Origin of the sequence: Pseudomonas sp. NFACC08-1, assembly GCF_900106735.1 — a bacterium.
In the GTDB taxonomy this organism is placed as follows: Bacteria; Pseudomonadota; Gammaproteobacteria; order Pseudomonadales; family Pseudomonadaceae; genus Aquipseudomonas; species Aquipseudomonas fluorescens_Q.
Genome location: NZ_FNNL01000007.1, coordinates 238,629 through 263,777 on the forward strand (window position 1 = coordinate 238,629; position 25,149 = coordinate 263,777).

The following is a 25,149-nucleotide window of genomic DNA, read 5'->3' on the forward strand; positions in this document are numbered from 1 at the left end:
GGAGATAGCATGATCGTTCGTCCCGTACGCAGCAGCGATTTACCCGCTCTGATCGCCCTGGCCCGCAGCACGGGCACCGGCCTGACCACCTTGCCGGCCAACGAAGAGCGCCTGGCCCATCGGGTCGGCTGGGCCGAGAAGACCTTTCGCGGCGAAGCCGGGCGCGGTGACGCGGACTACCTGTTCGTGCTCGAAGACGATGACGGTCGCGTGGTGGGCATTTCCGCCATCGCCGGTGCCGTGGGGTTGCGTGAGCCCTGGTACAACTTCCGGGTCGGCCTGACGGTCAGCGCTTCCCAGGAATTGAACATCTATCGGGAAATCCCGACCTTGTTCCTGGCCAACGACCTGACCGGCAATTCCGAGCTGTGCTCGCTGTTCCTGCATGCCGATTTCCGCAGTGGTCTCAATGGCCGCATGCTGGCCAAGGCGCGGCTGTTGTTCATTGCCGAATTCCCACAGCTGTTCGGCAACAAGATCATCGCCGAGATGCGCGGCATGTCCGACGACAAGGGGCGTTCACCGTTCTGGGAAAGCCTGGGCCGACACTTCTTCAAGATGGAATTCAGCCAGGCCGATTACCTCACCGGCGTGGGCAACAAGGCCTTCATCGCCGAGCTGATGCCCAAGTTCCCGCTGTACACCTGTTTCTTGTCCGAAGATGCCCGGGCCGTGATCGGCCAGGTTCATCCGGACACCGAACCGGCATTGTCGATGCTCAAGAGCGAAGGCTTCAGTTACCAGGGTTACGTCGACATCTTCGACGCCGGCCCGGCGGTGGAGTGCGAAACCGGCAAGATCCGCGCGATTCGTGACAGCCAGGCGCTGGTGCTGGCCATCGGTACGCCGGGTGATGACGCCACGCCGTTCATCATTCATAACCGTAAGCGCGAGGACTGCCGCATCACGGCGGCACCGGCGCGCCTGGCTGCGGGCACCCTGGTGGTCGATCCGCTGACTGCCAAACGTCTTCAACTCAATGCCGGCGATCAGGTGCGTGCCGTCGCGTTGTCTGCTGCTCGGGAGTCGAAATAATGAATTCGCTGTACATCGCAGGAAGTTGGCTGGAAGGCCAAGGTGACGTTTTTGAGTCGTTGAACCCGGTGACCCAGCAGGTGCTGTGGTCGGGCAAGGGCGCCACGGCTGCGCAGGTGGAGTCGGCGGTGCAGGCCGCGCGCCAGGCGTTTCCGGGCTGGGCTCGGCGTACGCTGGATGAGCGCATCCAGGTACTGGAAGCCTTTGCCGCGAGCCTGAAAAGCCATGCTGACGAACTGGCCCAGTGCATCGGTGAAGAAACCGGAAAACCGTTGTGGGAAGCGGCGACCGAAGTCACCACCATGGTCAATAAAATTGCCATTTCGGTGCAGAGCTACCGCGAGCGGACCGGTGAGAAGAGCGGCCCCCTGGGCGACGCCACCGCCGTGCTGCGCCACAAGCCCCATGGCGTGGTGGCGGTGTTCGGCCCCTACAACTTCCCCGGTCACTTGCCCAATGGCCACATCGTGCCAGCGCTGCTGGCCGGTAACAGCGTGCTGTTCAAACCGAGCGAGCTGACGCCGAAAGTCGCCGAGCTGACGGTCAAGTGCTGGGTCGAGGCTGGTCTGCCGGCGGGCGTACTGAACCTGCTGCAAGGCGCGCGGGAAACCGGTATCGCCCTGGCGGCCAACTCGGGCATCGACGGGTTGTTCTTCACCGGCTCCAGCCGTACCGGCAATCTGTTGCACCAACAATTTTCCGGGCGTCCGGACAAGATCCTCGCGCTGGAAATGGGCGGCAACAACCCGCTGGTGGTGGATGAGGTGGCCGACGTCGATGCTGCGGTCTACACCATTATTCAGTCCGCTTTCATTTCCGCCGGGCAGCGCTGCACCTGTGCGCGCCGCCTGCTGGTGCCGGAAGGAGCCTGGGGCGATGCCTTGCTGGCGCGCCTGGTGGCGGTCAGCTCGACCCTCGAGGTCGGAGCCTTCGACCAGCAACCGGCGCCGTTCATGGGCTCGGTGATTTCCCTGGCCGCGGCGAAGGCGCTGATGGACGCGCAGAACCATTTGTTGGGCCTGGGCGCCGTGCCGCTGTTGGCCATGACCCAACCCCAGGCCCAGGCCGCATTGCTGACGCCGGGTATCCTCGACGTGACGGCGGTGGCCGAGCGTCCTGACGAGGAGCTGTTCGGGCCGTTGCTGCAGGTGATTCGCTACACGGATTTCCCAGCGGCGATCGCCGAGGCCAACAATACTCAATATGGCCTGGCCGCCGGTTTGCTGTCGGACTCCGAAGCGCGTTACCAGCAGTTCTGGCTGGAGAGCCGTGCCGGTATCGTCAACTGGAACAAGCAACTGACGGGGGCTGCCAGCAGCGCACCGTTCGGCGGTGTCGGCGCTTCGGGCAACCATCGCGCCAGTGCTTATTACGCGGCTGATTATTGCGCGTACCCGGTGGCTTCCCTGGAAACCCCGAGCCTCGTCATGCCGGCTGCCCTGACCCCCGGCGTGAGAATGGTGTGAACCCCGATCGCGAGCAAGCTCGCTCCCACAGGGGGTTGTGCAGTCCTTTGTGGGAGCGAGCTTGCTCGCGATAGCCGCGACGCGGTTGTAATTGATGCCTATAAAAACAGATTCTCGTGGAGCCTCGCTGATGAAATCCTATGAAGTCAACTTTGACGGTCTAGTGGGGCCGACCCATAACTACGGCGGGCTCTCGTACGGCAACGTCGCCTCCCAGAGCAATAGCCAGCAGTCCTCCAACCCCAAGGAAGCGGCGTTGCAGGGCCTGGCGAAAATGAAAGCGCTGATGGACATGGGTTTCCAGCAAGGTGTGCTGGCGCCGCAGGAGCGCCCGGACGTGGCGGCCCTGCGTCGGTTGGGTTTTGCCGGCAGCGATGCCCAGGTCATCCAGCAGGCGGCGAAAGAAGCGATGCCGCTGCTGGTCGCCAGTTGCTCGGCCTCCAGCATGTGGGTGGCCAACGCCGCCACCGTCAGCCCGAGTGCCGACACCGCTGATGGTCGCGTGCATTTCACCGCCGCCAACCTGAATTGCAAATACCACCGCAGCATCGAACATCCGACCACCAGTCGTGTGCTGGGGGCGATGTTCGCCAACCAGCAACACTTCGCCCACCACGCCGCGTTGCCAGCGGTGGCGCAATTCGGCGATGAAGGCGCGGCCAACCACACCCGTTTCTGCCGCGCCTACGGTGAGGCCGGTGTCGAGTTCTTTGTGTTCGGTCGCAGCGCTTTTGACACCCGCTATCCCGCGCCGCAGAAATACCCGGCGCGCCAGACCCTGGAAGCTTCCCAGGCTGTTGCCCGCCTGCACGGGCTGAGGGAGGAGGGCGTGGTGTACGCTCAACAGAACCCATCGGTGATCGACCAGGGTGTGTTCCACAACGACGTGATCGCGGTGGGCAATGGCGAAGTGCTGTTCTATCACGAGGACGCGTTTCTCGAGACCGACAAGATGTTGGCCGAGCTGAGCGCCAAACTCGCCAAAGTCGGTGGGAAATTTCAGTCGGTATGCGTGCCGCGTTCGGCGGTGACGGTGGATGATGCGGTGCGCTCCTACCTGTTCAATAGCCAGTTGCTGTCGCGTCCCGACGGCTCGATGCTGTTGATCGTGCCGGAAGAGTGCCGTGGCAACGAGCGCGTCTGGCAATACCTGCAAGGCCTGACGGGCGCAGGCGGGGTGATTCGCGAAGTGAAGGTCTTCGACCTCAAGCAAAGCATGCAGAACGGTGGTGGCCCGGCTTGCCTGAGGTTACGCGTGGCCCTCAACGAAACCGAGCTGGCGGCCGTCAACCCAGGGGTTATCATGACCGCGCCGCTGTACGATTCGCTGACCCAATGGGTCGAGCGGCACTACCGCGACCGCATGACCGAAAACGATCTGGCAGACCCTCAGTTGCTGCTCGAATGCCGTGGGGCACTGGATGAACTGACACAAATCCTTAAACTTGGCTCGGTTTATCCTTTCCAGATCAATTGAAAGCGCGCGCGACCTGACTACAGTCAAAGCAGGGCGCGTTGCCTTATCCCCAGACGAGAATGTAAAGACATGAGCGATACCTTGCAGCTGATCCTTGAAGACACCGACGGCACCCAACTGGAAACCTCCTGCACCCGCGTAGCGGTGATGTGGCAAGGCAAGGAGTTGTGGATCCAGCAGGATGGCCGTGGTCAGTTGCTGATCGGCGTCGATGTCGAGGAAGGGGACGAGGAATACGCCAACCTGTTGTTGCGTCCATTGGCGACCAACCTGGTCAGCCTGCAACTGGAAATGGAACCGGCGGACGTCGGCGACGATGACCATGTCCATGGCCCGGATTGCGGCCACGACCATTAAGGAAACCGCGCTATGCTCGCCCTCGGCAAACTGCTTGAACTGACCCTCGCCGGCCGTGAACCGGCGGAGAAGACTCAACTGACTGTCGAAGGCGTACGGATGCGCTGGTTGAGCGAGGGCGCGCTGGAGGTCAAGCCGCCCGAAGCCCGGGATAACGGTCTGGACCTGCTGCTGTCGGCCGGTATCCACGGCAACGAAACCGCGCCGATCGAGCTGCTCGACCGCTTGCTGCACGACATCGCCCGTGGCCATTTGAAGCCGCGGGCCCGCATTCTGTTCCTGTTCGGCAACCCCGAGGCCATACGGCGCGGTGAGCGTTTCGTCGAACAGGACGTCAACCGCCTGTTCAATGGCCGCCATGAGCTGAGCGGCGGTCCTGAGGCGCTACGGGCCTGCGAGCTGGAGCGCCTGGCCGCCAGTTTCTTCAGCCGGCCAGAACGCAGTCGCTTGCATTACGACCTGCACACCGCCATCCGCGGCTCGAAGATCGAGCAGTTCGCCCTCTACCCGTGGAAAGAAGGTCGCCAGCATTCACGCCGTGAACTGGCACGCCTGCGTGCCGGGGGCATGGAGGCGGTGTTGCTGCAGAACAAGCCGTCCATTGTGTTCAGTGCCTACACCTACGACCAGCTCGGTGCCGAGTCCTTCACCCTGGAACTGGGCAAGGCCCGGCCATTCGGACAGAACGGCGGGGTCAACGTCAGCCTGCTGGAAACCCGCCTGCAACAGATCATCGAGGGCAACGAGCCGGAGCTGGATGAAGGGCTCGATGGCCTGCAGCTGTTCAGCGTGGCCCGGGAAATCATCAAGCACAGCGACAGTTTCCGCCTGAACCTGCCGGCGGACATCGAGAACTTCTCGGAATTGGGCAAAGGCTACGTGCTGGCCGAAGACATTGCCCAGACCCGCTGGGTGATCGAAGAAGAGGGCGCCCGGATCATCTTTCCGAACCCCAAGGTCAAGAATGGCTTGCGGGCTGGCATCCTGATTGTGCCGGCGACCGACGAAAACCTGATCTAAAACCCGCGGAACTATTGTGGGAGCGAGCTTGGTCGCGATAGCGATGTATCAGTCAACATCGATGCAGGCTGAACCACCGCTATCGCGAGCAAGCTCGCTCCCACAGGTTTTTCAGTGGTTTTTAGCTCGCTACCGCCCGCTGCTCACTACGGCGCAACGCTCGGGTCTTGTGCAACGTATCGGCGCAGGTCTTCGCCGCTTCCTGGCCCTTGTGCACGAAATGCTCGAAGAAGAACTTCTGATGTTCTTCCCCGGCATGGAAGTGATGCGGCGTGAGCACGACCGAGAACACCGGCACTTCGGTTTCCAGCTGGACCTGCATCAGGCCGCTGATCACCGATTGGGCGACGAATTCGTGACGGTAGATGCCACCGTCCACCACCAGGCCGGCGGCGACGATGCCGGCGTAGCGGCCTGACTTGGCCAGCAGCTTGGCGTGCAGCGGAATCTCGAAGGCGCCACCGACTTCGAAGAAGTCGATATCACTTTCCTGGTAACCCTGGATGATCATTTCGGCGACGAAGCCTTTACGGCTCTGGTCGACGATTTCCTTGTGCCAGCAGGCCTGGATGAACGCGACGCGCTCGCCCGGATGACTTTTGCTTTTGCTGTCGATTGCAGTGGGTTGCATGTTCTGGTTCCTGTTTGTGTGAAAAACAGGGCGTCATGAATCGAAGGGGATTCGAGGGTACGCCGCGCACGGACAGTCGCAGTCGGCCCTTGGATATCAATCCCGTTCTCTCTTCATCCGGACTATGACCGTCGGCCCCGGAATCACACCGGGTCTGCTGACCTTGTCGCTACACCCCAAAAAGCGGTGCACCACCAAGCGCTCGCGGGCTATGCACGTTGCGTGCAATTACCGCCGGTGGGGAATTACACCCCGCCCTGAGAACGTTTTTGCCGCCATGGTTTGGGGCGGCTGGGGATTTTTAACACATATTTCAGCGCAACGCATGACCTGGATGTCCCGAGAACACTGTGGCGAGGGAGCTTGCTCCCGCTGGGCTGCGAAGCGGCCCCAAGATTTTGCGGCTGCTTCGCACCCGAGCGGGAGCAAGCTCCCTCGCCACGGAATATTCCTCCAGTCGGTCTTGATTAATCGTCGCCATACCCGCAGTAATTACCCTTCGAAAGGGAATTCCCCCACCAGAACCCGAGGCCAGATTCATGAGTGTTATCGATCTTCGCAGCGACACGGTCACCCAACCCAGCGCCGGCATGCTGGATGCCATGGCCAGCGCGCCTACCGGTGACGATGTGTACGGGGAAGACCCGACCGTCAATCGCCTTGAGGCCGAACTGGCCGCGCGCCTGGGATTTGCCGCAGCGTTGTTCGTGCCCACGGGGACCATGAGTAACCTGTTGGGGTTGATGGCCCACTGCGAGCGCGGCGACGAATACATCGTCGGCCAGCAGGCCCACACCTACAAATACGAAGGTGGCGGGGCGGCGGTGCTGGGTTCGATCCAGCCTCAGCCCCTCGAGGTGCAAGCGGACGGTTCCCTGGACTTGGCGCAAGTGGCCGCGGCGATCAAGCCCGATGACTTCCACTTTGCCCGCACCCGCCTGCTGGCCCTGGAAAACACCATGCAGGGCAAGGTGCTGCCACTGGAATACCTGGCCCGGGCCCGGCGTTTCACCCAGGAACATGGCCTGGCCCTGCATTTGGACGGGGCGCGGCTGTACAACGCCGCGGTCAAGCTGAATGTCGACGCCCGGCAGATCACGCAGCATTTCGATTCGGTGTCGGTGTGCTTGTCCAAGGGCCTCGGCGCGCCGGTGGGCTCGGTCCTGTGCGGCAGCGTCGAGCTGATCGGCAAGGCCCGTCGGCTGCGCAAGATGGTCGGCGGCGGCATGCGCCAGGCCGGGATTCTCGCGGCGGCGGGGCTGTACGCCCTGGAACATCAGGTCCAGCGCCTGGCCGATGACCACGCCAATGCCCAGCGGCTCGCCGAGGGCTTGCGAGCGGCGGGTTACGAGGTCGAGCCGGTGCAGACCAACATGGTCTACGTGCAAATGGGCGAGCGGGCCGAGGCGATCAAGGCATTTGCCGATGAACGGGGCGTCAAGCTCAGCGCTGCGCCACGCCTGCGAATGGTGACGCACATGGACGTGAGCGCGGCGCAAATCGACCAGGTGGTCGCCACTTTCGTCGAATTTTCCCGCCACTGACCCGTCAACCGGGCCAATTGACAGTTTCTATCGCATAAACACGCTGTACCCCACGCGCAGGGCCGATATAATGCGGCCCTTTGCCGTTGCTTCGTCTGTTGACGTTTTGCACAGGCCTTTGGCCGCAGCCTCCGTGGAAGAACCTAATGAAAAGCGCAGAAATCCGTGAAGCCTTCCTTCGCTTCTTCGAAGAGCAAGGCCACACCCGAGTAGCCTCCAGCTCTTTGATTCCGGGCAACGACCCGACCCTGCTGTTCACCAACGCGGGGATGAACCAGTTCAAGGACTGCTTCCTGGGCCAGGAAAAACGTGCCTACACCCGTGCGGTGAGCAGCCAGAAGTGCGTGCGTGCCGGCGGCAAGCACAACGACCTGGAAAACGTCGGTTATACCGCTCGTCACCACACCTTCTTCGAAATGCTGGGTAACTTCAGCTTCGGTGACTATTTCAAGCGCGACGCCATCACCTTCGCCTGGACCTTCCTGACCTCCGACAAGTGGCTGAACCTGCCCAAGGAGAAGCTCTGGGTCACGGTCTACGCCACCGATGACGAAGCCTATGACATCTGGACCAAACAGGTCGGTGTCCCGGCCGAGCGCATGGTGCGTATCGGCGACAACAAAGGTGCGCCTTACGCCTCCGATAACTTCTGGACCATGGGCGACACCGGCCCGTGCGGTCCGTGCACCGAGATTTTCTACGATCACGGCGCCGACATCTGGGGCGGCCCACCCGGCTCGCCGGAAGAAGACGGCGACCGCTACATCGAGATCTGGAACAACGTGTTCATGCAGTTCAACCGCACCGCCGATGGCGTGTTGCATCCGCTGCCAGCGCCGTCGGTCGACACCGGCATGGGCCTGGAGCGGATCAGTGCGGTGCTGCAGCACGTTCACTCCAACTACGAAATCGACCTGTTCCAGAGCTTGCTGAGCGCGTCGGCCCAGGCTATCGGTTGCACCAATGACAACCAGGCCTCGCTCAAAGTGGTCGCCGACCACATCCGTTCCTGCGGCTTCCTGATTGCCGACGGTGTGCTGCCTTCCAACGAAGGTCGTGGCTATGTGCTGCGCCGGATCATCCGCCGCGCCTGCCGTCACGGCAACAAGCTGGGCGCCAAGGGCAGCTTCTTCTATCAGATCGTTGCGGCATTGGCGGCCGAGATGGGCGACGCTTTCCCGGAACTCAAGTCCCAGCAAGCGCATATCGAGCGCGTGCTCAAGGCTGAAGAAGAGCAATTCGCCAAGACCCTGGAGCAAGGCCTGAAGATCCTCGAGCAGGACCTGGCCGAGCTCAAGGGCAACGTGGTCCCGGGCGACGTGGTGTTCAAGCTGTACGACACCTATGGCTTCCCGATGGACCTGACCGGCGACATCGCCCGCGAACGCAACCTGACCCTCGACGAGGAAGGTTTCGAGCGCGAGATGGAAGCCCAGCGGGTGCGCGCGCGTTCCGCCAGCTCCTTTGGCATGGACTACAACAGCCTGGTCAAGGTAGACGTGGCCACCGAGTTCACCGGTTATGCGGGCACCACCGGCTCGGCCAAGATCGTCGCCATCTATAAGGATGGGCAATCGGTCGACATCCTGAGCGAAGGCCAGGAAGGTGTGATCGTGCTGGACAAGACTCCGTTCTACGCCGAATCCGGCGGCCAGATCGGCGACAGCGGTTACCTGCAGGCCGGCAGCTCGCGTTTCGACGTGCGTGACACCACCAAGACCGGCGGCGCCTTCCTGCACCACGGCGTGCTGGCGTCGGGCAGCCTGATGATCGCCGCCCCGGTGGCCGCCCATGTCGACGCCGACGTTCGGCATGCCACGTCGCTGAATCACTCCGCTACGCACTTGCTGCACGCGGCGTTGCGCCAGGTGCTGGGCGAGCATGTCCAGCAGAAGGGTTCGTTGGTGGACAGTCAGCGCCTGCGCTTTGACTTCAGCCATTTCGAGGCCATCAAGCTTGAGCAGCTCAAGGCGCTGGAAGAAATCGTCAACGCCGAGATTCGCAAGAACTCCCCGGTGGAAACCGAAGAAACCGACATCGAGACCGCCAAGCGCAAGGGCGCGATGGCGTTGTTCGGCGAGAAGTACGGCGACAGCGTGCGCGTACTGAGCATGGGCGATTTCTCCGTTGAACTGTGCGGCGGTATCCACGCCAACCGCACCGGCGACATCGGCCTGATGAAAATCATCAGCGAAGGTGGCGTGGCATCCGGTGTGCGCCGGATCGAAGCGGTCACCGGCGCCGCAGCCCTGGCGTACCTCAACGCGGCTGAAGAACAACTCAAGGAAGCGGCAACCCTGATCAAGGGCAGCCGCGACAACCTGATCGACAAGCTGTCGGCTGTGCTGGAGCGCAACCGCCTGCTGGAAAAGCAACTCGAGCAGTTGCAGGCCAAGGCCGCCAGCGCCGCGGGCGACGATCTGTCGGCCCAGGCCGTGGACGTCAAGGGCGTGAAGGTGCTGGCCGTGCGTCTGGACGGCCAGGATGGCAAGGCACTGCTGGCGCTGGTCGATCAACTGAAAAACAAACTCGGCCGCGCAGTGATCCTGCTCGGCAGTGTCCATGAGGAAAAGGTCGTTCTCGTCGCAGGCGTGACCAAAGACCTGACTGGCCAACTCAAAGCCGGTGATTTGATGAAGCAAGCCGCTGCAGCAGTGGGCGGCAAGGGCGGTGGTCGTCCGGACATGGCGCAAGGCGGTGGTACCGACGTCGGCGCCCTGGACGCGGCACTGGCCCAGACCGTTGCATTCGTAGAGCAGGGTATTTAAGGCAGCGTCGCGGGCTCGTGGTCTAGTGACGAGCCCGGCCGCTGTTTGAGTGATTTATTGGGCGCCCTTCATGGGCAGAGGCGGCTTTGAAATGGCTTTGATCGTACAGAAATTTGGAGGCACCTCGGTCGGCACTGTCGAGAGAATCGAACAAGTCGCCGACAAGGTTAAGAAATTCCGTGAAGCGGGCGATGACCTGGTGGTTGTGCTGTCGGCAATGAGCGGCGAGACCAACCGTCTGATCGATCTGGCCAAGCAAATCAGCGGCGACCAGCAACCGGTTCCCCGTGAGCTGGACGTGATCGTTTCCACTGGCGAGCAGGTGACCATCGCCTTGCTGGCCATGGCGCTGATCAAGCGTGGCGTGCCAGCGGTGTCCTACACCGGCAACCAGGTGCGTATCCTGACGGACAGCGCGCACAACAAAGCGCGTATCCTGCAGATCGACGACCAGAAGATTCGCGGCGACCTGAAGGCTGGCCGTGTCGTGGTCGTCGCTGGTTTCCAGGGCGTGGACGAGCAGGGCAATATCACCACCCTCGGCCGTGGCGGTTCCGACACCACCGGGGTTGCCCTGGCGGCGGCCCTCAAGGCTGACGAATGCCAGATCTACACCGATGTGGACGGTGTCTACACCACTGACCCGCGGGTGGTGCCTGTGGCCCAGCGGCTGGACAAGATCACGTTCGAAGAAATGCTGGAAATGGCCAGTCTCGGTTCGAAGGTGTTGCAGATCCGGGCGGTCGAATTCGCCGGCAAGTACAACGTTCCGCTGCGCGTTCTGCACAGCTTCAAAGAGGGTCCGGGCACCCTCATTACTATTGATGAAGAGGAATCCATGGAACAGCCGATCATTTCCGGCATCGCTTTCAACCGCGATGAGGCCAAGCTGACCATCCGTGGCGTGCCAGACACCCCCGGCGTGGCGTTCAAGATTCTCGGCCCGATCAGTGCCGCGAACATCGAAGTCGACATGATCGTGCAGAACGTCTCGCACGATAACACCACTGACTTCACCTTCACCGTGCACCGCAACGACTACCAGTCTGCCGAAGCGATCCTGAAAAAGACCGCTGGCGAGATCGGTGCCCGGGAAGTGGTGGGTGATACCAAGATCGCCAAGGTCTCGATCGTCGGTGTCGGCATGCGTTCCCACGCAGGCGTGGCCAGCCGCATGTTCGAATCCCTGGCCAAGGAAAGCATCAACATCCAGATGATCTCTACCTCGGAAATCAAGGTTTCCGTGGTGATCGAAGAGAAGTACCTGGAACTGGCCGTGCGCGCCCTGCACACGGCTTTCGAACTCGACGCTGCTGCCCAGCCGGGCGAGTAAAAAGCGTTGTCTGGAGGGCGCGGCTGGACCGCGCCCTCTGTTTTTCTGAATGGCGCGTCCCAAAACTGTTCTTTTGCCCGCGCTGGTCAATACTAGGCCTGTAGGCTTCGACCGTTTCGGTTGTAGGTCCAATGCCTTTTTTTTGCAGACTGTTGTCCCTTAAGTGAATTGCGTGAGGAGAAAGGTATGCTGATTCTGACCCGTCGGTGTGCAGAAAGCCTGATTATTGGCGATGGCGAAATCACCGTGACCGTGCTCGGCGTCAAAGGAAACCAAGTGCGTATCGGCGTCAATGCCCCGAAAGAGGTTGCTGTACACCGCGAGGAAATTTACCTGCGTATCAAGAAAGAGAAGGACGACGAACCAAGCCATTAATTTTTATCGATTTTTATGTTTGCAAACGGGGATGAAGGTGGTTAATATACGCCCCGTGTTGCGGAGAGCTGGCCGAGTGGCCGAAGGCGCTCCCCTGCTAAGGGAGTACACCTCAAAAGGGTGTCGGGGGTTCGAATCCCCCGTTCTCCGCCATTATTCGTTTAGTGCGTCAAAACCTGGCTTGCTCAGTAAGTGATTGAAATTACTGAAAAAAAGCGCTTTACAAAAGGAATTGACGACCTATAATGCGCGGCAACAAATGCACTCGTAGCTCAGCTGGATAGAGTACTCGGCTACGAACCGAGCGGTCACAGGTTCGAATCCTGTCGAGTGCACCATTTAAGAGTTGTTTGCAGCAATGCAAATAACTTGGCTTCAACCAGTTGTGATCTGGTATAAAACCACAACTTGCACTCGTAGCTCAGCTGGATAGAGTACTCGGCTACGAACCGAGCGGTCACAGGTTCGAATCCTGTCGAGTGCACCAAACACCAAAAAGCCCGCGTTAAACGCGGGCTTTTTGCTGTCTACGATTTGCCTTTCACGCATCCCCTCTCATCGAACACGACCTCTGCGCTGCGGCCTTTCTTCGCCTTGTAGGTATAGCGCGTGCTCGAATTCCGAACTTTGATCGAGTCTGGCTTGCCCAGGGCGCTCTCTACGTCCTGCTGGCTCATGCCGGCGATGATGCGTCGGCCCAGGATGGCGTCGCGGCGTCGCCTGGCGTCGATGAGGTTCCCGCAGCGGTCCTGGAACTGGCCAATCACGGTCGGTTCCTTGCGCGTGGTTTTGTTGCTGGATGTTTGTCCGCGCTCCGCTTCAGGCAGCATCGCCTCGGTCGTCGGTTTGATTGTCGGTTCGATCGAACCTGGGCGATACGGATGGATCTGTTGTAGTGACAGAGCTTCTCCCGGGCCGCAGCTCAGGGTGGTGAATGTCACGTGCCCTGCGATGTTTTCGCAGCGATGCACGGTCTGCCCGGCAGCCCATAAAGGCAAGCAGGCGAGCAGGAACAGGCAGTGGTTGAGGTGCATCCGGTCGTCCTCCTTGACGGTGCAGAAGAGAAGAGTAGTCGCCGCATTTCTGCCGCGGCGTGTGTTTTCTTTTCCGGATAAGTCGTCGTAAAGGAACAGGTTCAGCCTGTGTTCAGGTTTGTCTCGCAAGCGCTTGTTCTTGCCATGATTTTTTAGCGTTTTAAAGCGTCAAGCGGTGTATGATTGCGCCCGTCAGCCCCGCCGGGGCTTTGGAATATATCCATGGACTTACCCAGTAGTTACTCAATATTAAGTTTTGCCAATCATGAATTAACTGATTGATGCTTCCGGCGTGCTCCACTGCTGGGAGTGGAGTTCGCCTATGACCCAAGTAGAAGTAAAAAAAACGCAGGAAAGCCTTCAGGATCGTCTCGCTCAAGTCGTTGAGCTGCTGCAGCGCCAGCGGGTCGTCGAAGACCTGACGCATCGCCAGGAAGGCCCGCATCATGACCGGGTCGAGAACCTGGTCCACCGGCAGAATCTCGTCGAGCTGCAACGCAAGCTCGATGACCTGCACTCCGCCGACGTTGCCTACATTCTTGAAGCCTTGCCACTGGAAGAGCGTCTGACGGTCTGGCAGTTGGTCAAGGCTGATCGCGACGGTGACATCCTGCTCGAAGTGTCGGACTCGGTTCGGGAAACCCTGATCGCCGACATGGATGATCACGAGTTGCTGGCGGCGGCCAAGGAAATGGACGCCGACGAACTCGCCGACCTTGCGCCCGAACTGCCGCGGGACGTTGTCCATGAACTGATGGAAGCCCTCGACGGCCAGCAGCGCGAGCGTGTGCGCTCGGCGTTGTCCTATGACGAGGAGCAGGTCGGTGCGCTGATGGACTTCGAGATGGTGACGATCCGCGAGGATGTCAGCCTTGAAGTGGTCTTGCGCTACCTGCGTCGCCTCAAGGAACTGCCGGGGCATACTGACAAACTGTTTGTGGTCGACTACGACGGCGTGCTCAAGGGCGTGCTGCCCATCAAGCGTTTGCTCGTCAACGACCCGGAAAAGCAGGTGGCCGAGGTCATGGCCAGCGATCCGGTGAGTTTCCACCCGGACGAAGACGCCTATGATGCGGCCCAGGCGTTCGAACGTTATGACTTGATTTCTGCACCGGTGGTCGACAAGAACGGCAAGCTGATCGGCCGTCTGACCATCGATGAAATGGTCGACTTGATTCGTGAGGAAAGCGAAAGCGAAGTCCTCAACATGGCCGGTCTGCGCGAAGAAGAAGACATCTTCGCCTCGGTCTGGAAGTCCCTGCGTAACCGCTGGGCCTGGCTGGCGATCAACCTGATCACGGCGTTTGTCGCTTCCCGGGTCATCGGCCTGTTCGAAGGCTCCATCGAGAAGCTGGTGGCGCTCGCGGCCCTGATGCCCATCGTCGCCGGTATCGGTGGCAACTCCGGTAACCAGACCATCACCATGATCGTCCGTGCCATGGCACTGGACCAGGTCAGCACCGGCAATACCTCGCGGTTGATGCGCAAGGAACTCGCGGTGTCCTTGATCAACGGCGTGATTTGGGGAGGGGTGATTGGCGTGGTGGCTTACCTGCTTTATGGCAGCTGGTCGCTGGGGGTGGTCATGACGGCCGCGATGACGCTCAATCTGTTGTTGGCGGCATTGATGGGAGTCCTGATCCCCATGACCCTGGCCCGCATGGGGCGCGATCCTGCCATGGGTGCCAGTGTCATGATTACCGCGGTGACCGACAGCGGCGGGTTCTTCATTTTCCTGGGGTTGGCGACGATTTTCCTGCTCTGAGTCACTCATCGAGAAACCCCGCCTGTTTGGCGTAATACAGTCCACATAGAAAAAACGGCGCTTCCTTCAGAAATGGGAGGCGCCGTTTTTTTTGCGTTTCTTTTGGTTTGCGGGGCGTCAAGAACCAAAGACACGAGCAGCAGGCAGGTCCAGCCTCTGTGCAACTGCAGCACCGCTATCGCGAGCACATTGACACATCGCCTTCGCGAGTCTGTTTGGCGGTTTTTTCATCACGCAAAATCCCCTGCGCATCACTGCATCAACGCCAGTCGTGCAGCCAGTAGCACAAAGGCTGCCGAGAATAGCCGGCGTATCCACTGCAACACGGATGGACGCTCCAGAACATGGCGGCGCATCGATGCGCAGAGCACGCCATAGATGACGAAGACGACAAAGGTGATCGCCATGAAGATGAAGCTCAGTTGCAACATGCGCCACATGGCATCCGTTTCTCCTGGCGCGAGAAATTGCGGTAGAAAGGCCAGGAAAAAAATCGACAGTTTTGGATTCAGCAGATTGACCAAGATGCCCGAAAAAATCACCGCGCCGTTCGAACGTGGGGTCTTGTGCGGATCAATATGCAATGCCCCATGGCTCTGGAGCGTGCTCCATGCCATCCACAGCAGGTAAGCGACGCCAAGGTACTTGATGATCTCGAAGGCCAGTGGGCTTGTGTGCAGCAGTGCAGCGAGGCCCGTGATGGCTGCCAGCATGTGCGGCACGATCCCCAGGGTACAACTCAATGCCGCTATCACGCTTGCGCGCCAGCCCCGGGCCAGGCCGGCCGCCACTGTATAGACCACGCCAGTGCCAGGCGAGGCCGCCACGATCAGGGAAGTGATAAAAAATTCGAGGTTCATGCGACGCCGACCTTGGCAGTTGTGAAGTCTCCAGCCTGCCTGCTGTGAGGAGGGGCGTCTTGAACGAAATTGCAGGTTGCTACGGGTGTCCTTGCCGGGCGTACATGCCCGGTGAGAATCCAAAGCTGCGCACGAAGCATCGAGTCATATGGCTCTGATCGGCGAAACCGCTGGCCAGGGACGCGTCGGCCAGGGGCATGCCTGCAGCGATCAGTTGTCGTACTCGGTGGATGCGTCGTTGCAGCAGATAGGCGTGGGGTGTCAAACCGGTCAGGCGGGTGAAGGCGCGTACCAATTGAAAGCGGCTTAAATCGGCCTCCCTGGCGAGCAGGGCAAGCGACATGGACGACTGCGGATCGTCGTCGATCAAGGCTTTTGCACGGTTTGCCGCGACCTTCGGCAAACACGATATCGGCATGGAGCGATCCAGCAAATGTTCGAGCAAAAGCACGAGCGTTTCTTCGATCTTCAGGTGAGCGCCAAATTCCTCGGCTTGAGCGAGGGCTTGATACAACGTGCGGAACAACTCTGCCGCACGGGGGCTTTGCAGCACCGGATAAGCGAATTCCTGGGCACAGATGCCTCCATCGTTCTGCATATCCTTGAATGCCTGCGCAATCAGCAGCGGGTCGAAATACAGCATCTGCCAACGACGCGTTCCGTTTCCGATGGGCGCGCCGTCATGCACTTCGGCGGGGTTGACCGATATAAGGTCGCCAGCCGTCGCTTCTACCTGGCCTCGGCCGCTGGCTGAACGTTGCGCCCCGCGCACAAGCAAGCCAATGCCAAAATGTTCGTGCATATGCCGGACGAACGTTCGATCTGAATCGGCCTCGACGATTTCCACGCCCAGTCCTGGAATTCTTTGGATCTTGAATGCGTGACCTGTCATGCAGGCCTCCATGCCCGTACTTTTTAGAGGATCAATTTAGCATCACTGCCATGGATCAGCAGTGGCGTTGGTTCGATGGCTCTATGAGTGCTTGAAAAGCAGGCTGAGGCCAAACGCCAGGCAAAAAAAAGCCAGCACGAGGCTGGCTTGAGTATTTTTGGGCTATCAGGTCGCGTCTGCGGCCATTTCTGCGTCATGGGCAATCAGCGAAACGAGGGCGTTCTGCTGGCGATGGGAGAGTTGTCGGAAGCGTTGAAGCAGTTCGCGCTCATGCAATGACAGCTCTGGACTGTCCAGGCGCATGCTCAACTCTTCACCCAACGCGCCTTCCTGAATAAGGCTTTGCTCAAGACGCGCGATGATTTCAGAGTTCATGCTGCGGTGATGATTGCGAGCCACTTCGGCAATGCGTTCCCGCATTCCGTCTGGCAGACGTACGACGAACTTGTCAGCCGTACGGCTGGAATAAATTGCCTGTTTCAATGGGCGCATATATTTAACCGGTTAGTTCAGGGGAGCGGTTCTCGGGATTGGCCGCAGGATGTCGATAGGACAAGCTCCATTGCCAAATGTTCAACCTGAATTGTTAAGAGGCCCGCATCATGCCTCAAAATTGCCAGATCATTGGCGCCAATTCTGTGACAAATTCTGATCGGGGTAAAGGCGTTCTGCCAGTATCCTTCATCAAAAAATGCGGACTGGTTGGTAAAAAACAACAGGTTCGCATTTGTGACCGTCGAATTGTGTCTATGTGCCATACCGTCTGGCGGATAACGGAAATGGACAAAAACCTGTGCCATCCCTGTCTTGTACAGGATAGTGGCAAATGGCCGATTTACTAGGATGAGCGAGCCAGGACAGATGAATGGCGGCCCGCGCTCGGCGTCCAGAATCTGCCAGCCTTACAGGGGAGTACTATTTGCCTACACTTAAAAAGCCATGGGCGACATGACAAACGCAGGGCAGGTCGTTAACATGCACGCCGTCCTGCGCACCGCATCTCTTGTGGTCGACTCGTGTCTCAGTAGCTCAATTGGATAGAGCATCCCCCTCCTAAGGGGAAGGTTGGCAGTTCGAACCTGCCCTGGGACACCATATTAATCAAAGATTTAGCGAATTTTTTGCCCGGCTCTCGTTTTTTTTCCTGGTCCCCACTTCTTAATGCATTCTTTGTGGCGAGGGAGCTTGCTCCCGCTCGGTTGCGCAGCAGCCGTCAAAAAACGGGTCCGCTGCGCGGCCCAGCGGGAGCAAGCTTTCTCGCCACGGTCTGATTTTCTGCACTCGGTTTTCCCTACAGCTTCCCCTTAACGGAACGCCATTTCCTGCCGATAACCCGATGAGCCCGGTTGTCTCCTGCGTTTTGGCTCGCAATGTGCGTCACGACACAGCCAGGCCAAGCGATTGCTGAAATCCCTTGAACGTTGCTGGCTGGTGGCTATCATCTGCGCGCCTCGGGCTTGTGACACGGCGTTTCGTTGTTATGCCATTGGGTTATTTTTTTACTTGCCTGGACATCCTCGATGCTGGCGTACCACCAAAAAAGTTTTCTGATCGTCGATGATTTCTCGGATTTCCGCAGTTCGATCCGGTCCATGCTGCGTGAGCTGGGCGTCAAGGACGTGGACACCGCCGACACCGGTGAAGTGGCGCTGCGCATGTGCTCGCAGAAGCGTTATGACTTCATCTTGCAGGACTATCACCTGGGCGACGGGCGCAAGAATGGCCAGCAGGTGCTGGAAGACCTGATGGTCGAGAAGCTGATCAGCCATGAAAGTGTGTTTCTCATGGTGACCGCCGAGACCAGCCAGGCGATGGTGCTCAGTGCCCTGGAGCATGAGCCCGATGCGTACCTGACCAAACCGTTCAACCGCTCCGGCCTGGCCCAGCGGCTGGAGCGGTTGGAGCAGCGCAAGACCCTGCTCAAGCCGATCCTGCAGGCCCTCGATCGTGGCAAGCCGATGGACGTGCTCAATGCCTGCATCGCCTTGTGCAAGCAGGACCCGCGCTACGGGCCGTTGTGCCTGCGTTATCGGGCCGATGCGTTGCGCGACCTGAATCAGAACGAGGCCCTGGAGCGTCTGTACAACTCCATCCTCGCGGATCGCCCGTTGCCGTGGGCCTACGCGGGGCTGGGCAAGTTGATGTTCAAGCGCGGCCAGGTGGGGCAGGCCAAGGCCGTTTATGAAAAGGCCCTGAAAGTCTTTCCAATGATGCCGGCGTTGTACGATGGCATGGCCGAAGTGTTGATGGCCGAAGGTGACACCAAGCAGGCGCAGCACGTGCTGGAAGAAGCGGTGCGCCTGTCGCCGCTGGCGGTGCGCCGTCAGTCGTTGCTGGGCAAGTTGGCGATGACCAACGAAGACTACGACACGGCTTCCCGGGCTTATCGCCAGGCGGTCGGGCAGGGCGCGCAGTCACGTTTCAAGGATCCGGAAAGCAACCTCGGCCTGGCCCATGCGCTGATCAGCAAGGGCAGCGAAAAAGGCCTTGATACCCGGACCCGGCTGGAGATCAACACCACGCTCAGTGCCGTGGCGAAGGAGAACCTCAACGACCCGGGGTTGCAGGTCCGGGCACGGCTGATGAAGGCCACCAGCCTGTTGCTCAACGATGCCGAAACCGCCGAGAAGCTCACCGAACAGGCTTTGCAGCGCCTCGATGGCATGGAGCAATTCATGAGCGCCGAGGCCGCGTTGCTGGTGGCCAAGCAGTTACAAATGCTTGGCCAGGCCAGCGCCGGCGAGTCGATGCTCAAGAACTGCGCGGAAATCTACGGTGATGACCCGACGGTGATGCAAGGCATCGCCAAGCTGACCGACGACCCGAACATTCTCAATCAAGGCAATGCCGCCGCCGAGCTGAACCGCGAAGGCGTGCGGGTCTACAAGACCGGCGCGTTGCCGGAGGCGCGGGAGCTGTTCCGCCGCGCCCTGAAGATGCAACCGAAGAACATCAGTATTGCCCTGAACATGGCGCAATCGCTGCTGCATGGCACCGACACCAGCGTGGAGTCGGAACTGCTGCAGGAGTGTCGCGCCTGCCTGAAACTGGTGGGCATGATGCCCGACACCGATGCGCGTTTTGCGCGCTATCAAAAACTGCGAAGCAAGGCATTTGGCGATGAATGACAGCGAACAGGTCCTCGATTTTTCCACGGTGATCGCATCGACCGTGCACGACATGAAGAACTCCCTGACCTTGCTCATGCAGACGCATACGCAATGGCTCGAGCGCTTGCCCGACGCCGAGCGCCAGACCTCGGAGCAAGGCGTCATCGAGTTCGAATTCGCCCATCTCAATGGTTTGCTGGTGCAACTGCTGGGGCTGTACAAGCTCGGTGTCAACCAGTTGCCGCTGCACCCGGCCTACCATGAGCTGGATGACTTCATCGAGGCGCAACTGGCCGGCCATCAGGACGTGTTCCGCAGTCGCGGGATCATGGTCACCTATGAAGTCGATCCGCTCAGCCCCTTGGGTTTTTTCGACCGTGAACTGATTGCTTCGGTGCTCGACAATTGCATCAATAATGCCATTCGCCATGCGCGCCAGGCGCTGCTGATCAGTGTGAGCGACGAGGCTGGGCAACTGGTGCTGACCCTCAATGACGACGGCGAAGGTTACCCGCCTGAGATGATCGAGCGTCAGGCCGAGTACGTGCAAGGCATCAACCACAGCAGCGGCAGCACCGGGCTGGGTCTGTACTTCGCCGCGCGGATCGCCAGGCTGCACCAGCGCGGCGGCGTGAGCGGGCGTACCGAGATTGCCAATGGCGGTGTGTTGGGTGGTGGGGTGTTCCGGCTTTACCTGCCCTGAGCGTGCGCTTTTTAAAAAACAGCACAAATCCTCTGTGGGAGCGAGCTTGCTCGCGATAGCGGTGTATCAGTCAGCTCAATATTGACTGAGCCGATGCCATCGCGACCAAGCTCGCTCCCACACGCGTATTGCGTAAATTTTAATTGCCTCCGGGTGCTTGATATTCCGAACAGCCGAAGCCTATTTTGTACGGGTTGCCGTTCGCGGCTCGCACATAACAAGGATTGCGTCATGACGACCGATGGCCAGCGTTCACTCGCGCAGCGACTGACGGGCATTGATGAGATTGAATGTGTCACGCCGGATTTGAATGGCGTGCCGCGGGGCAAGGTAATGACCGCTGAGGGTTTCCTCGAAGGCCGGCGGTTGCAGTTGGCGCGGGGCGTGCTGCTGCAATGCATCATGGGCGGTTATCCGCCGTCGCGTTTCTACGGCAGCGACGACGGCGACCTGGCGCTGGTGGCCGATCCGAAACAGATTCATCGCCTGCCTTGGAGCCAGCAGCCCCGTGCCCTGGCGATCTGCGATGCCGACGAGTTGACCGGTGAAAGCTCCCGGCTCTCGACGCGCGGCCAGCTCAAGGCCGTTGTCGCGCGCTATGCCGCCCTTGGCCTGGCGCCGGTGGTAGCCACCGAACTGGAATTTTTCGTGTTCGCCCCCAATCCGGACCCGACCCAGCCGTTCCAGCCGCCGATGGGCCTGGATGGGCGTCGCGAAGACGGCCATTCGGCGTTCAGCGTCAGCTCCAACAATGGCCTGCGCCCGTTCTTCAGTGAAGTCTATGCCTGCATGGCGGCGCTGGGCCTGCCTCGTGACACCTTCATGCATGAAATGGGCGTAAGCCAGTTCGAGATCAATCTGCTGCACGGCGATCCGCTGTTGCTGGCCGACCAGACGTTCCTGTTCAAGCACCTGCTCAAGGAAGTGGCCCTCAAGCACGGCCTGACCGTGGTCTGCATGGCCAAGCCTCTGGCCCACACACCGGGCAGTTCGATGCACATCCACCAGAGCGTCGTCGAGGCGGACAGCGGCCGCAACGTCTTCAGCGACGAAGCGGGCGAGCCGACGGCGACTTTCCGACATTTCATCGGTGGGCAACAGGCGTGCCTGGCGGATTTCACCGCGTTGTTCGCGCCGAACGTGAATTCCTACCAGCGCCTGTGCCACCCGTTCGCCTCGCCGAACAATGCCTGCTGGTCCCATGACAACCGTTCGGCCGGGTTGCGGATTCCTGCCAGCTCGCCGGTGGCCCGGCGGGTCGAGAACCGCTTGCCGGGAGCCGATGCCAACCCCTACCTGGCGATTGCCGCCAGCCTGGCCGCCGGGCTGTATGGGATTGAACATCGGCTGGAGCCGAGCGCGGCGATCCAGGGTGAATTCGAAGTGCCGGATAATCTGTCGCTGCCATGTACCTTGCATGCCGCCTTGGAGCGTCTGAAGCGTAGTCATCTGGCGAAGGAACTGTTTGGTACGGAGTTCATCGAAGGCTACATCGCCTCCAAGACCCTGGAGCTGACCAGCTTCTTCGATGAAATCACGCCTTGGGAGCGACGTGTCCTCGCGGCCCAGGCATAACGAACCGTCGCATTCGGGCTATCTTCAACAGGTAGCCCTTACTCACCTCAAGGAGCCGCTCGGAACGCCGATGCGCCAAATCTGGAAACCTTTTCGAGCGCTTTATTTCGCTTCGCTGATGATGTTGATCGGCTCGGGCCTCTTGAGTACTTACCTGGCCTTGCGCCTGGCCGCCGACCATGTGGACAGTCTCTGGGTCGGTGCGCTGATGGCCGCCAACTATTTCGGCCTGGTGCTGGGGGGCAAGATCGGCCATCGGCTGATCGCCCGCGTCGGGCACATCCGCGCCTATTCGGCCTGCGCCGGGATTGTCGGGGCGGCCGTGCTGGGCCATGGCTTGGTGGACTGGCTGCCGGCCTGGGTCGTGCTGCGGATGATTGTCGGCCTCGGGATGATGTGCCAGTACATGGTCATCGAGAGCTGGCTCAACGAGCAAGCCGATGCCAAGCAGCGTGGGGTGGTGTTCAGTGGCTATATGATCGCCTCGTACCTGGGGTTGGTGCTGGGGCAGTTGATCCTGGTCATGCACCCGGCCCTGGGGCCTGAGCTGTTGATGCTGGTGGCGCTGTGCTTCGCCTTGTGCCTGGTGCCGGTGACACTGACCCGGCGGATTCACCCGGCGGCGCTGCATCCGGCGCCCATGGAGCCGCGCTTCTTCATCAAGCGTGTGCCACAGTCATTGAGTACGGTGCTGGGCTCCGGATTGATCGTCGGCTCGTTCTATGGTCTGGCGCCGCTGTATGCCTCTCAGCAGGGTCTGTCGACCGAGCAGGTCGGTCTGTTCATGGGTAGCTGCATCTTCGCCGGACTGCTGGTGCAGTGGCCCCTGGGCTGGCTGTCCGATCGATATGACCGGGCGCTGCTGATCCGCTGCTTTGCGCTGGTCCTGACGATCTGTGCGCTGCCATTGGCGATTCTTCCGACGGTGCCGCTGGAGGTGCTGTTCGTCGCGGGGTTCTTCTGTTCGCTGGTGCAGTTCTGCCTGTATCCGCTGGCGGTAGCGTTCTCCAACGACCACGTCGAAGCTGATCGAAGGGTGTCCCTGACCGCGATGCTGCTGGTGACCTACGGCGTGGGAGCCAGCATCGGGCCACTGGTGGCCGGCGTGCTGATGAAAATGTTCGGCAGCCAGATGCTCTACGGCTTTTTCGCTTTCTTCGCCTTGGTACTGGTGTGGCGGATCCGACCGAAAGCGGTGACCAACCTGCATCAGGTCGATGACGCACCGCTGCATCACGTGGCGATGCCGGACAGCATGTCGAGTTCGCCTTTGGTGGCGTGTCTTGATCCGCGGGTGGATGAGCAGGTGGTGCAGGAGCAGATGCAGGCGCCGGCCAATCCGGACGTGGAGCCCGAGCCGGCCACTGAGGCTGCGGCCGAGGCTGAAACTGAAACCGAGGCGCCCGAGACACCGAGTTTTACCCAGGCCAGGCCTTGAAGCAGGCATAAAAAAACGGGCAGTCGCCGTAAGGGACTGCCCGTTTTTCATGCCTCGAAAAATCAGAGGTCGTCTTTATCGAAGCGCCGGGCTTCTCGTTGGAGCTGGTAGACGAACCGCTCGACCTGCCGTTGCACCAAGCCACTGATGTTATGGAAGCGTACACCGGCGAACGTGGTGTTGATCCTTTCTTCGAAATGCAGGTAACGCAGCTCGACTGGCGCGGTCATGTTGCCAAAAGGCAGGGCCGCGATGAAACGCTCATACACCTGGCCCAATTGCAGACGCTCCGTGATGTCGCCGTCAAAGCGCAATTTGCAACCGGTGGCGGAGATGTCCAGCAACTTGCCATCTACGGGGGACTTGAGCTTGTCGCCGCCCAGTTCAACGCTTACCAGTTGTGCCAGTTTCAGGGCGGCGCGGAAGGCGTTGCGACGTTGGTGGTAGACCACTTCGTCGGGCAGGGCGCCGCGATAGCAGCGACCGTCGCTGGATTCATCGATGGTCAGTGGACCCTTGCCATCCCAGGCGATACGCACGCCGTCATGAAAACCCTCGACACGAAACGGCTCGCCAGCCAGCAGGAAACGCTCGCCGTCCCGGGGGATCATTTCATCCAGGGCGATGGAGTTGGTCTCGCGATCGACGTTGACCAGATAGCTCTGGAAGCGCTGGCTACGTTCGTGGAAGGTGATGATCAGTGGGTCGTGGCTCTCTTGCAGCATCCGCAGGTTGCCGGAGATTTCCAGGGGCGTGGTGAGGACCTTGGGGGGCTGCGGAGCATCATCCGCGTTTGATGCATTGAACACGGTGAGTCAATCTCCAGGCAAAATACGACTACGAATGGCCGGCATTTTGCCAGCATGTATCGCGCGTTGATAGAGCGAAGGCATTGTTCGTTTCATGCCTGGCTGAGCGGGCGGTGCTTGACCATTCTGGCCGTTGAACCGCTAGCGTCATACAGCGTCGGGATCTCGCCACCGTTGAGAATGCGCAACTGGTTGGCGGTGGCGGCCTGCTGCATCAGGATCGACTGGCCGTTGCGGGCGTTGGTTGCCTGGCATTGGGCGAGCAGGTCGTTGAGTACTTTGCTCTGGGAGCGCAGCTGATCGCCGATCGTCGACTGGCTGGCCAGTTGCTCGAGGCCGTCATGGCTGGCAGGCAGGTTGAGGCTGGCGAGGATCTCGCTGCGTTTGCGGCCATGCTGGTCAAGCAAGATGATCAATGCCTGTTTCTGCGCCAGGATATTCTCCAGCAGAGGCATGTCACGACCGTGCAGTGCCACGGATTCGGCCTGCAACAATTCCAGTAGCTGTTGCGCTGGAACGAAGTCGTCGATGATCAATTGCAACAAATGAGTGTCGTGCATGGCTGGCCTTGGGTCTTAGCGTCCAAAAGCCTGGCGCAGGCGGCGGCCTAGCGCTGGGCTTCGAAGTTGAGCAGTTTGCTGGCTACGCGGTTGCTGTCGACTTTGTAGCTGCCATCGGCGATTGCTGCTTTCAACTCGGCCACGCGGGCGTTGTCGACGACAGGTTGATCGCGCAGCTTGTCAGTGACCTTCTGCAACTGCTGAGCCTCATTGCTGAGGTGTACCGACTCCCCATTGCTGACTTGGTCGGCTGGTGTAGACAGCGGCGCGGATTTGCCGGCTTCGGCGGTTTCCTTGGTAGCGCTGGTACGCGTAGTGCCTGTCAGCGGTGAAGAGCTGTTTAAACGATTGAAATCGATGACCATGGTAAAAAACCTCTGGGTATTTGGACGCTTGC

The 25,149-nt window shown here is 60.2% G+C and carries 22 protein-coding genes, 4 tRNA genes and 1 riboswitch; of the genes, 18 read left to right on the forward strand and 8 right to left on the reverse strand.

Annotated elements, in window-relative coordinates; translation table 11 throughout:
• Positions 1–9: 9 nt before the first annotated feature.
• The 5 genes from astA to astE all read left to right on the forward strand — a co-directional run bounded on the left by astA (position 10) and on the right by astE (position 5,355).
• On the forward strand, positions 10–1,035 hold the full coding sequence (gene astA, locus BLU76_RS16770; protein WP_063324712.1) for an arginine N-succinyltransferase: 1,026 nt from the start codon (positions 10–12) through the stop codon (positions 1,033–1,035).
• A complete protein-coding gene (gene astD / locus BLU76_RS16775; protein ID WP_170862025.1) occupies positions 1,032–2,501 on the forward strand; it encodes a succinylglutamate-semialdehyde dehydrogenase in 1,470 nt (489 codons plus the stop codon). Before astA ends, astD begins: the two co-directional genes overlap by 4 nt.
• A gap of 130 nt (positions 2,502–2,631) precedes the next feature.
• The gene (gene astB / locus BLU76_RS16780; protein WP_092223563.1) at positions 2,632–3,978 is read left to right on the forward strand and encodes an N-succinylarginine dihydrolase; all 1,347 of its coding nucleotides are present in this window, start codon (positions 2,632–2,634) and stop codon (positions 3,976–3,978) included.
• A 69-nt stretch (positions 3,979–4,047) separates the two neighbouring features.
• On the forward strand, positions 4,048–4,335 hold the full coding sequence (locus tag BLU76_RS16785) for a hypothetical protein (protein WP_003178862.1): 288 nt from the start codon (positions 4,048–4,050) through the stop codon (positions 4,333–4,335).
• A 12-nt stretch (positions 4,336–4,347) separates the two neighbouring features.
• Complete coding sequence (astE, locus tag BLU76_RS16790) at positions 4,348–5,355, forward strand: succinylglutamate desuccinylase (RefSeq protein ID WP_092223565.1); 1,008 nt, start codon at positions 4,348–4,350, stop codon at positions 5,353–5,355.
• 121 nt (positions 5,356–5,476) lie between these two features.
• On the opposite strand, the gene BLU76_RS16795 is transcribed toward astE, so the two are convergent.
• Positions 5,477–5,986, reverse strand: coding sequence for a 6,7-dimethyl-8-ribityllumazine synthase (locus tag BLU76_RS16795; protein WP_092145243.1), 510 nt, complete (start codon positions 5,984–5,986; stop codon positions 5,477–5,479).
• Between the two features lie 100 nt (positions 5,987–6,086).
• Positions 6,087–6,255, reverse strand: a riboswitch (FMN riboswitch).
• 270 nt (positions 6,256–6,525) lie between these two features.
• On the opposite strand from BLU76_RS16795, the gene ltaE reads away from it, so the two are divergent.
• The 7 genes from ltaE (at position 6,526) to BLU76_RS16830 (ending at position 12,493) form a co-directional block, all read left to right on the forward strand.
• Positions 6,526–7,530 carry a low-specificity L-threonine aldolase gene (gene ltaE, locus BLU76_RS16800; RefSeq protein WP_092145245.1) on the forward strand — a complete coding sequence of 335 codons (1,005 nt, stop codon included), beginning with the start codon at positions 6,526–6,528 and terminating at the stop codon, positions 7,528–7,530.
• A gap of 146 nt (positions 7,531–7,676) precedes the next feature.
• Positions 7,677–10,298, forward strand: a complete 2,622-nt coding sequence (alaS, locus tag BLU76_RS16805) for an alanine--tRNA ligase (protein ID WP_092223566.1) — start codon at positions 7,677–7,679, stop codon at positions 10,296–10,298.
• A gap of 91 nt (positions 10,299–10,389) precedes the next feature.
• Entirely contained in the window at positions 10,390–11,631 is a 1,242-nt protein-coding gene (locus BLU76_RS16810; RefSeq protein WP_014339802.1) for an aspartate kinase, read from the forward strand.
• Positions 11,632–11,817: 186 nt separating this feature from the next.
• Positions 11,818–12,006, forward strand: a complete 189-nt coding sequence (gene csrA, locus BLU76_RS16815; protein WP_003178872.1) for a carbon storage regulator CsrA — start codon at positions 11,818–11,820, stop codon at positions 12,004–12,006.
• Between the two features lie 62 nt (positions 12,007–12,068).
• Positions 12,069–12,159, forward strand: a tRNA-Ser gene (locus BLU76_RS16820).
• Positions 12,160–12,267: 108 nt separating this feature from the next.
• A tRNA-Arg gene (locus BLU76_RS16825) sits at positions 12,268–12,344 on the forward strand.
• Positions 12,345–12,416: 72 nt separating this feature from the next.
• A tRNA-Arg gene (locus tag BLU76_RS16830) sits at positions 12,417–12,493 on the forward strand.
• 40 nt (positions 12,494–12,533) lie between these two features.
• On the opposite strand, the gene BLU76_RS16835 is transcribed toward BLU76_RS16830, so the two are convergent.
• The gene (locus tag BLU76_RS16835; RefSeq protein WP_092145250.1) at positions 12,534–13,040 is read right to left on the reverse strand and encodes a cell envelope protein SmpA; all 507 of its coding nucleotides are present in this window, start codon (positions 13,038–13,040) and stop codon (positions 12,534–12,536) included.
• A gap of 322 nt (positions 13,041–13,362) precedes the next feature.
• Between BLU76_RS16835 and mgtE the strand changes: the two genes are divergently transcribed.
• On the forward strand, positions 13,363–14,805 hold the full coding sequence (gene mgtE / locus BLU76_RS16840; protein WP_072346428.1) for a magnesium transporter: 1,443 nt from the start codon (positions 13,363–13,365) through the stop codon (positions 14,803–14,805).
• Positions 14,806–15,056: 251 nt separating this feature from the next.
• Here mgtE and BLU76_RS16845 read toward each other — a convergent pair whose 3' ends face one another.
• The 3 genes from BLU76_RS16845 to BLU76_RS16855 form a co-directional block, all read right to left on the reverse strand.
• A complete protein-coding gene (locus tag BLU76_RS16845) occupies positions 15,057–15,665 on the reverse strand; it encodes a LysE family translocator (RefSeq protein WP_092145252.1) in 609 nt (202 codons plus the stop codon).
• Positions 15,666–15,744: 79 nt separating this feature from the next.
• Complete coding sequence (locus tag BLU76_RS16850) at positions 15,745–16,512, reverse strand: AraC family transcriptional regulator (protein WP_256572678.1); 768 nt, start codon at positions 16,510–16,512, stop codon at positions 15,745–15,747.
• A 210-nt stretch (positions 16,513–16,722) separates the two neighbouring features.
• The gene (locus BLU76_RS16855) at positions 16,723–17,049 is read right to left on the reverse strand and encodes an Arc family DNA-binding protein (RefSeq protein ID WP_003204761.1); all 327 of its coding nucleotides are present in this window, start codon (positions 17,047–17,049) and stop codon (positions 16,723–16,725) included.
• Between the two features lie 526 nt (positions 17,050–17,575).
• Here BLU76_RS16855 and BLU76_RS16865 point away from each other — a divergent pair.
• The 5 genes from BLU76_RS16865 (at position 17,576) to BLU76_RS16885 (ending at position 23,383) form a co-directional block, all read left to right on the forward strand.
• Positions 17,576–17,652: transfer RNA gene (locus tag BLU76_RS16865), tRNA-Arg, on the forward strand.
• A 425-nt stretch (positions 17,653–18,077) separates the two neighbouring features.
• The gene (locus tag BLU76_RS16870; RefSeq protein WP_063324722.1) at positions 18,078–19,685 is read left to right on the forward strand and encodes a tetratricopeptide repeat-containing response regulator; all 1,608 of its coding nucleotides are present in this window, start codon (positions 18,078–18,080) and stop codon (positions 19,683–19,685) included.
• Positions 19,678–20,370, forward strand: coding sequence for a sensor histidine kinase (locus BLU76_RS16875; RefSeq protein WP_063324723.1), 693 nt, complete (start codon positions 19,678–19,680; stop codon positions 20,368–20,370). The genes BLU76_RS16870 and BLU76_RS16875 overlap by 8 nt, the downstream gene beginning before the upstream one ends.
• A gap of 333 nt (positions 20,371–20,703) precedes the next feature.
• Entirely contained in the window at positions 20,704–21,945 is a 1,242-nt protein-coding gene (locus BLU76_RS16880; RefSeq protein WP_162471107.1) for a glutamine synthetase family protein, read from the forward strand.
• Positions 21,946–22,015: 70 nt separating this feature from the next.
• On the forward strand, positions 22,016–23,383 hold the full coding sequence (locus tag BLU76_RS16885) for an MFS transporter (RefSeq protein ID WP_063324725.1): 1,368 nt from the start codon (positions 22,016–22,018) through the stop codon (positions 23,381–23,383).
• Between the two features lie 62 nt (positions 23,384–23,445).
• On the opposite strand, the gene BLU76_RS16890 is transcribed toward BLU76_RS16885, so the two are convergent.
• The 3 genes from BLU76_RS16890 to flgM all read right to left on the reverse strand — a co-directional run bounded on the left by BLU76_RS16890 (position 23,446) and on the right by flgM (position 25,117).
• A complete protein-coding gene (locus BLU76_RS16890; protein ID WP_003204744.1) occupies positions 23,446–24,192 on the reverse strand; it encodes a flagellar brake protein in 747 nt (248 codons plus the stop codon).
• A gap of 92 nt (positions 24,193–24,284) precedes the next feature.
• Positions 24,285–24,752, reverse strand: a complete 468-nt coding sequence (locus BLU76_RS16895; protein ID WP_072346436.1) for a flagella synthesis protein FlgN — start codon at positions 24,750–24,752, stop codon at positions 24,285–24,287.
• A 47-nt stretch (positions 24,753–24,799) separates the two neighbouring features.
• Entirely contained in the window at positions 24,800–25,117 is a 318-nt protein-coding gene (flgM, locus tag BLU76_RS16900; protein ID WP_063324728.1) for a flagellar biosynthesis anti-sigma factor FlgM, read from the reverse strand.
• Positions 25,118–25,149: the final 32 nt, after the last annotated feature.

Excerpts from the sequence above, each read along its gene's own strand:
- BLU76_RS16835 (WP_092145250.1), bottom strand. The coding sequence starts at position 13,040 with ATGCACCTCAACCACTGCCTGTTCCTGCTCGCCTGCTTGCCTTTATGG.
- BLU76_RS16795 (WP_092145243.1), bottom strand. The coding sequence starts at position 5,986 with ATGCAACCCACTGCAATCGACAGCAAAAGCAAAAGTCATCCGGGCGAG.
- BLU76_RS16810 (WP_014339802.1), top strand. The coding sequence starts at position 10,390 with ATGGCTTTGATCGTACAGAAATTTGGAGGCACCTCGGTCGGCACTGTC.
- BLU76_RS16880 (WP_162471107.1), top strand. The coding sequence starts at position 20,704 with ATGACCGCTGAGGGTTTCCTCGAAGGCCGGCGGTTGCAGTTGGCGCGG.
- BLU76_RS16855 (WP_003204761.1), bottom strand. The coding sequence starts at position 17,049 with ATGCGCCCATTGAAACAGGCAATTTATTCCAGCCGTACGGCTGACAAG.
- flgM (WP_063324728.1), bottom strand. The coding sequence starts at position 25,117 with ATGGTCATCGATTTCAATCGTTTAAACAGCTCTTCACCGCTGACAGGC.
- BLU76_RS16885 (WP_063324725.1), top strand. The coding sequence starts at position 22,016 with ATGCGCCAAATCTGGAAACCTTTTCGAGCGCTTTATTTCGCTTCGCTG.
- csrA (WP_003178872.1), top strand. The coding sequence starts at position 11,818 with ATGCTGATTCTGACCCGTCGGTGTGCAGAAAGCCTGATTATTGGCGAT.
- astA (WP_063324712.1), top strand. The coding sequence starts at position 10 with ATGATCGTTCGTCCCGTACGCAGCAGCGATTTACCCGCTCTGATCGCC.
- alaS (WP_092223566.1), top strand. The coding sequence starts at position 7,677 with ATGAAAAGCGCAGAAATCCGTGAAGCCTTCCTTCGCTTCTTCGAAGAG.
- astB (WP_092223563.1), top strand. The coding sequence starts at position 2,632 with ATGAAATCCTATGAAGTCAACTTTGACGGTCTAGTGGGGCCGACCCAT.
- mgtE (WP_072346428.1), top strand. The coding sequence starts at position 13,363 with ATGACCCAAGTAGAAGTAAAAAAAACGCAGGAAAGCCTTCAGGATCGT.
- BLU76_RS16895 (WP_072346436.1), bottom strand. The coding sequence starts at position 24,752 with ATGCACGACACTCATTTGTTGCAATTGATCATCGACGACTTCGTTCCA.
- BLU76_RS16785 (WP_003178862.1), top strand. The coding sequence starts at position 4,048 with ATGAGCGATACCTTGCAGCTGATCCTTGAAGACACCGACGGCACCCAA.
- ltaE (WP_092145245.1), top strand. The coding sequence starts at position 6,526 with ATGAGTGTTATCGATCTTCGCAGCGACACGGTCACCCAACCCAGCGCC.
- astE (WP_092223565.1), top strand. The coding sequence starts at position 4,348 with ATGCTCGCCCTCGGCAAACTGCTTGAACTGACCCTCGCCGGCCGTGAA.
- BLU76_RS16870 (WP_063324722.1), top strand. The coding sequence starts at position 18,078 with ATGCTGGCGTACCACCAAAAAAGTTTTCTGATCGTCGATGATTTCTCG.
- BLU76_RS16845 (WP_092145252.1), bottom strand. The coding sequence starts at position 15,665 with ATGAACCTCGAATTTTTTATCACTTCCCTGATCGTGGCGGCCTCGCCT.
- BLU76_RS16875 (WP_063324723.1), top strand. The coding sequence starts at position 19,678 with ATGAATGACAGCGAACAGGTCCTCGATTTTTCCACGGTGATCGCATCG.